Here is a 5,474-nt window from a genome sequence, read left to right as displayed (position 1 = left end):
TTCGATCACCACCATCACCATGTCCTTGGGGGGACTTTCACATGAACGCGTCCGTTATCGCCCGTATTGCGAAGATCGTCCCGCTGGCCGTCGTCGCCGCCGTCGGCGTCACCGCCTGCGGCCCGACCGAGGGCGGGGCCTCCGTCGCGGCTTCCGCTCCCGCCTCCGCCCCGGCCGGCACCTCCTCGGCCACCCCTGGCGCGGGCGCCGTCCCGGCCGCGCCGACCACCGAGGCGGCCCCGGCCGCCGCCACCCCGGCCGGGCAGGCCCCCGCCGCCGGGGCCGCGACGGCCAGGACCGACGTCAAGGCCGCCGCGAAGGCCGCGGCCAAGCCCGCCGCGCCGAAGACCCCCGCCCCGTCCGGCGGAAGCGGCATCGGCATCACCTTCGGCGGCCTGAGCGAGGGCGGGAAGATCGGGCTGAACGACCTGGTCCCCTTCACCGTCACCTGGAAGAACAACGACGCCACCGGCACCCGCAGCGTGGCCCCGGTCGTGTCGACCCAGCAGTACCAGGGCGCGCCCTGCACCATGGTGCTCGCGATGGCGGACGGCACCCTGGAGCGCAAGGACGCCTCCGGCTGGAAGAAGCTGGACCACCTCAGCCAGGGCGGCGGGATGGACTACGCGGGCACCGCCGACGACGCGGCCTTCACCCTGGCAGCCGGCGAGAGCCGGACCATCGAGTTCCGGATGCGGCTGTCCCTGGCCAACCGTCCGGGGCGGATCACGATCGAGGCCGACGCCCCCGTGCCGCACTCCAAGAACTACCTGGACATGGCGAAGGCCGAACTGAACGCCGTAGTCGTCGACAGCCACAGCCCGGAGATGCTCTCGGTGATGCCGCCGGCCAAGGGCGTGATCACCACGGACCCGCTCCCGTTCAGCTTCCGGGTCTCCTCGCCGGACGGCACCGCGGGCCTGCGCCCCCGGGTGACCGTGTGGAGCTCCGACCTGCTGACCGCGGACGGCGTCACGGTGGAGGCCCGGGTCGGCGACGTGTGGAAGCCGGTCGAGCTGAAAGACGACTGCGGTCTGGTCACGGTCGACCCGAACGTGCCGGGCGTCCGCGACGGCAACACGGTCGAGTACACCTTCCGGGCCACGTTCAAGGAGGCCCCGAAGGACGGCGCCAACGTGGACATCCGGGTGAGCGCGGACTCGAACGGTCACCAGTCCGTCCAGCGGTCCGTCTTCCTGCGCGACGCGCGCTGACGCCAAACACCCGCGCACCCGCAGGTCGGTCCGGTTCGTTCGGCGCGGGGGCGGCTGGTGCTTCCCACGCCCAGGGCACGTCGCCCGCTCAGTCCCAGGGCGGGGAGGTCCGGCCGTCCGGTTCCAGGCCGTAGCGCAGCAGTCGGGCCCAGTGCGGGTCGGCACGACGGCGTTCGGCCAGCGCTTCCAGGGGCCGGCTCTCTCCGGCGTCGGCGGCGCGGCGGCAAGCCTCCTCGGGCTGCTCCGGTTCGAGGGAGGCCAGGTCTGCGTCGTCCCCGGCCGTCGTGACGGCCCACAGGGCGACCACGCTGCTCCGGGCTGCGGCGTCGTAGACGAGTTCGGTCAGCAGGGGGTGCTTGTCCCGGCCCATCCGGACCCACGGAACGGCGAGCTGGACGTCGTAGTCACCGGAAGCGAGCCCTCGGGTGACGAGCCGGTCCATCTCGGACGGGTTGCCGTTGCGTTCCTGGAGCCAGGCGAGGTCCCAAGGGGCGAACCGGCTGCCGGCCTCGGCGTTCGCCCGGTACAGCCGCGCCGCCTCCTGCGGTGCTCCGGCCCGTTCGCGCATGCGTGCCAGCGTCTTGAAGGCCCTCATGTCCTTCTGTCCGGCCGCCTCCCGGGCTAGGCGTTCCGCCTCCTCCGGGTGGCCGGCCCGCTCCCGGATCTCGGCGAGTCCACAGAGCGCGGCGCGGTCTCCGGCCTCGTACGCCTTCCGGTGGAGCAGGTCCGCGTGGCGCAGCCGAAAGCGCCTCAGGGCGGCCCAGCCGAGGGCACGGGTGTCGTCGGGAGATGCGCAGTGGTCCACGGCGGCCTCCCAGAAGCCGACACCCGGGACCTCGTGGGTACGGGTGTGACGGCCGTGCTGCTCCAGGTAGTCGGCCAGCCGGAACCACGGTTGGCCGGACGGGAGCGGGCCGTCCGCGTGGGGGGAGGGGACCACGGTGAGCGGTCCGGGGGCGCCGCGGCACGGCCGGGTGGCGACGACGGCGGCTTCCTCCCAGTGCTGGGGTGCGGCCGTCTCCAACCGGCTGCGCGAGAGGTAGGCGGGGGCGGCAGCCGCCAGCAGGGGCCACGGCAGGTCCACGCCGTGGCCCAGACGCCGCAGGTCCATGGCCGTCTCGATCAGGGCGCGGGCGGCCGACGGGGCGGTCTCGTACCGCTCCACCAACGCGGGCGCCCCCGCCAGGTACTGGACGACCTCGCCGTCCCGCGCCCGCCCGGCCGCCTCGGCGAGTCGCGGGTCCGCTCCCGCGACCCGCTCGAGTTCGGCCAGGTCCTCCCGGGTGAAGGCGTCCGGCACCCGGATGCTGCGGCCCTCGACCAGGGCCCGGGCGCCCGGGTGGCGCTCGTCGTCGAGGAGTTGCCAGTACTCGGGCCACAGGGTGCCCAGGACGAGGACCGGCCCGCGCTCCGGTGCGGCCAGCAGCTCGCGCAGGCCCACGGCGGCTTCCTCGCCGAGCGGGTTGGCGGGCTGGAGCAGGTACGACTGCGTCTCGTCGAGCCACACCACCGTGTACGGCACGATCGCGCCGGGCGTCCGGAGCCCCGCGAGGAGCCGGCGGAGCGTCAGGGGATGCCAGACCCGCCAGTGCGACGGCAGCTCCCGCAGCGCCTCCCAGCATGCCCGGGTCTTCCCCGTCGACGAGCCACCGACCAGGACGGCCGTGCCGCTCGTACCGTCGACGGCCCGCCGTACCACCGCGCGCAACGCGTCGTCGTGCGCCCGCGCGACGTAGGCCGGCAGCCCGGGGCCGTCGCCGTGGTCGGTCGCGATGCTCCGGCGGACGTTGAGCGCCATCGGGTCGGTGACGGAACGCAGGGGCACGCCCGCCGGCCCCTGGAAGGCCTGGTGCTCGGAGAGGTGGACGTGCACGACCCCGCCCTGGACCACCAACCCGTGGAACGTGCCCCCGTCGATGGTGTTGGCGATGGTGTCGGCGACGTGCTCGTGCTCCGACGGTTCCACGGACGTACCTCCCCCTGTGGGCCACGAGCGGAAAGCTGCGGAGCGGCGCCGGACCCGTGCGATCCACCGTACCGGCAGTGGCCTCCGGGCGGTGCCGCGATCCGCGCACCCGGTTGTCGGAGGTCCCGGGCCGCACGCCGGCCCCGACTGAACCCCCTCGCCTGAAGGCGGTGGTGCCGGGGAAGCAGCGCCGGGACGCCGAGGTCCCGGGTTCGCCGATGTCCCGGTTCACCGATGTCCCGGTTCGCCGGAGGGTTACTGACCGGGTTCGTCGTGGATGGTCAGTGATCCGGCGAGGTCGAGGTCGGCGACGGTGCCGTTCGCCCCGGCGCGGACGAGCAGCACGGCGCCGAGCGCGGTGCTCCAGAACGTCCGGGCCTCCACCGCGAGCGGCCGGCGGGCCGTCCAGCCGCGGCTGTCGACGAGCTGGCCCACGAAGCGCTCGGACTGCCGGAACAGCAGCTGGAGGTGCCGGTCGACCACGGGGGCGAGTTCGGGTTTGGAGATCCCGGCGGCGAGTGCCCGCGTGACGGACGGGAGCGAGGGCATGGCCAGGACGGCGCGGGCGATGTTGCGCCGGAACGTCGCCGCGTCGGGGGCTTGGCGGCCGATGCGCTCGATCCGTCGGGCGTCGTGCAGCAGGCCGAGGAAGGCGGCGTGCACGAGCAGCGAGTCCTTGGAGCCGAAGTGGTAGGTGACCTGGTTGGGGAAGACGCCTGCCGCGGTCGCGATCTCCGCGACGCTCAGCTCGGCGCCGGGCCGCTCCTTGCAGAGCTCCGCGGTCGCCTCGATCAGCCGGATCCGCGTCGCGCGGCCGCGGTCCCGCGAGCGGCCAGGGGCCGGTCGGGCTCCGGTTCGCTTCTTCTCCACGTGCTCCTGCTCCACGCGCCCCTTCTCCACTCGCTCGTTCTCCATCCCAGAATTGTATGTGATACAACTTGGCCCGCGTTCACTTGTATCGCATACAAGAAAGCAAGAAGGGCTGAGGAACATGCACCGAACTGAAGTCGTCGTGACCGGACTCGGCGCGATCACCCCGCTCGGGGCCGATGTGGCGTCCACCTGGGAGGCCCTGCTCGCCGGCGCCTCGGGCCTCCGCGGGGGCGTGATGCGCGACCACGAGGGCGTCGGCCTCCCCGACACCGTCGCGGGGACGATGGCGGTCGACCCCGCCACGCTGCTGCCGCCGGTACAGGCGAGGCGGCTCGACCGCTCGCAGCAGGCGGCCCTGGTCGCGGCGGCCCAGGCCTGGGCCGATGCCGGAGCCCCGGAGGTGGACCCGGACCGGCTCGCCTCGGCGATCGGCACGGGCATCGGCGGCGTGGGAACGCTGCTGAGGGAGGACGACGTCCTGGAGACGGCCGGAGCCCGGCGCGTCTCGCCCCGTACGGTGCCGATGCTCATGCCCAACGCGGCGGCGGCGCTGATCAGCATCGAGTACGGCGCGCGGGCCGGGGTCTACACGCCCGTCTCGGCGTGCTCCTCCGGGGCCGAGGCGATCGCCCTGGCGGCCGGTCTCATCCGGGCCGGCGAGGCGGACGTGGTCATCGCTGGCGGGACCGAGGCCGCGACCACCCCGATCACCGTCGCCGGGTTCGCCCGGGCCCAGGCACTGTCGGGGTACACCGGCGATCCCGCCTCGGCGTCCCGGCCGTTCGCGGCGGACCGCAGCGGATTCGTCCTCAGCGAAGGCGCCGCCGTCCTGGTACTCGAAAGCGCCGAGCACGCCGCCGCCCGGGGCGCACGCATCCGCGCGGTGCTCGCGGGCGCCGGCATCGCCGCCGACGCCCACCACATCACGGCGCCCGCCCCCGACGGCGCCGGTCAGGTCTCCGCCATGCGCAAGGCACTCGCACAAGCCGGTCTGACTCCCGGGCAGATCGGTCACATCAACGCCCACGCCACCGGAACACCGGTCGGCGACACCGCCGAGGCGCGCGCGATCAGGGAGGTCTTCGGCCACGCCACCGTGACGGCCCCCAAGGCCGCGCTCGGCCACCTCTTCGGCGCCGCCGGCGCGATCGAAGCGCTCATCGCCGTCCTCAGCGTGGAGCACGGCGTCATCCCGCCGACCCGCAACCTCACCGCGGCCGGCATCGGCACCGACATCGGCCTCGATGTCGTCACGGAGCGCCGGGACGTCCCCCAGGCGGCCGTGCTCAGCAACTCCTTCGGCTTCGGCGGGCAGAACGTCTCCCTCGTCGTCACCGACCCACACCACCGCACGCCCCGTACGGCCCCGGCCGCGCCATGACCCGCGCGGACGCACCGAGTGCCGCAGGGTCCTACGACTG

The 5,474-nt window shown here is 74.1% G+C and carries 4 protein-coding genes; 2 read left to right on the top strand and 2 right to left on the bottom strand.

The genetic code is table 11. The annotated features are described in order from the left end of the window. Positions 1-41 precede the first annotated feature (41 nt). Positions 42-1,214 (top strand): hypothetical protein, encoded by a 1,173-nt coding sequence (locus ACFU6K_RS30200; RefSeq protein WP_380668346.1) that lies wholly within the window; start codon positions 42-44, stop codon positions 1,212-1,214. A gap of 88 nt (positions 1,215-1,302) precedes the next feature. On the opposite strand, the gene ACFU6K_RS30195 is transcribed toward ACFU6K_RS30200, so the two are convergent. Then, positions 1,303-3,180: a tetratricopeptide repeat protein gene (locus ACFU6K_RS30195; RefSeq protein WP_380668344.1), complete on the bottom strand. Its 1,878-nt coding sequence runs from the start codon at positions 3,178-3,180 to the stop codon at positions 1,303-1,305. 255 nt (positions 3,181-3,435) lie between these two features. Further along, entirely contained in the window at positions 3,436-4,095 is a 660-nt protein-coding gene (locus ACFU6K_RS30190) for a TetR/AcrR family transcriptional regulator C-terminal domain-containing protein (protein ID WP_380668342.1), read from the bottom strand. Between the two features lie 76 nt (positions 4,096-4,171). Between ACFU6K_RS30190 and ACFU6K_RS30185 the strand changes: the two genes are divergently transcribed. Continuing rightward, positions 4,172-5,434 (top strand): beta-ketoacyl-[acyl-carrier-protein] synthase family protein, encoded by a 1,263-nt coding sequence (locus tag ACFU6K_RS30185; RefSeq protein ID WP_380668340.1) that lies wholly within the window; start codon positions 4,172-4,174, stop codon positions 5,432-5,434. The last annotated feature ends 40 nt before the right edge of the window (positions 5,435-5,474 follow it).

It is taken from the genome of Kitasatospora sp. NPDC057512, from assembly GCF_042802135.1.
GTDB lineage: Bacteria > Actinomycetota > Actinomycetes > Streptomycetales > Streptomycetaceae > Kitasatospora.
Note: the sequence above shows the minus strand (reverse complement) of the source record. Positions and strands in the feature narration are given on the sequence as shown.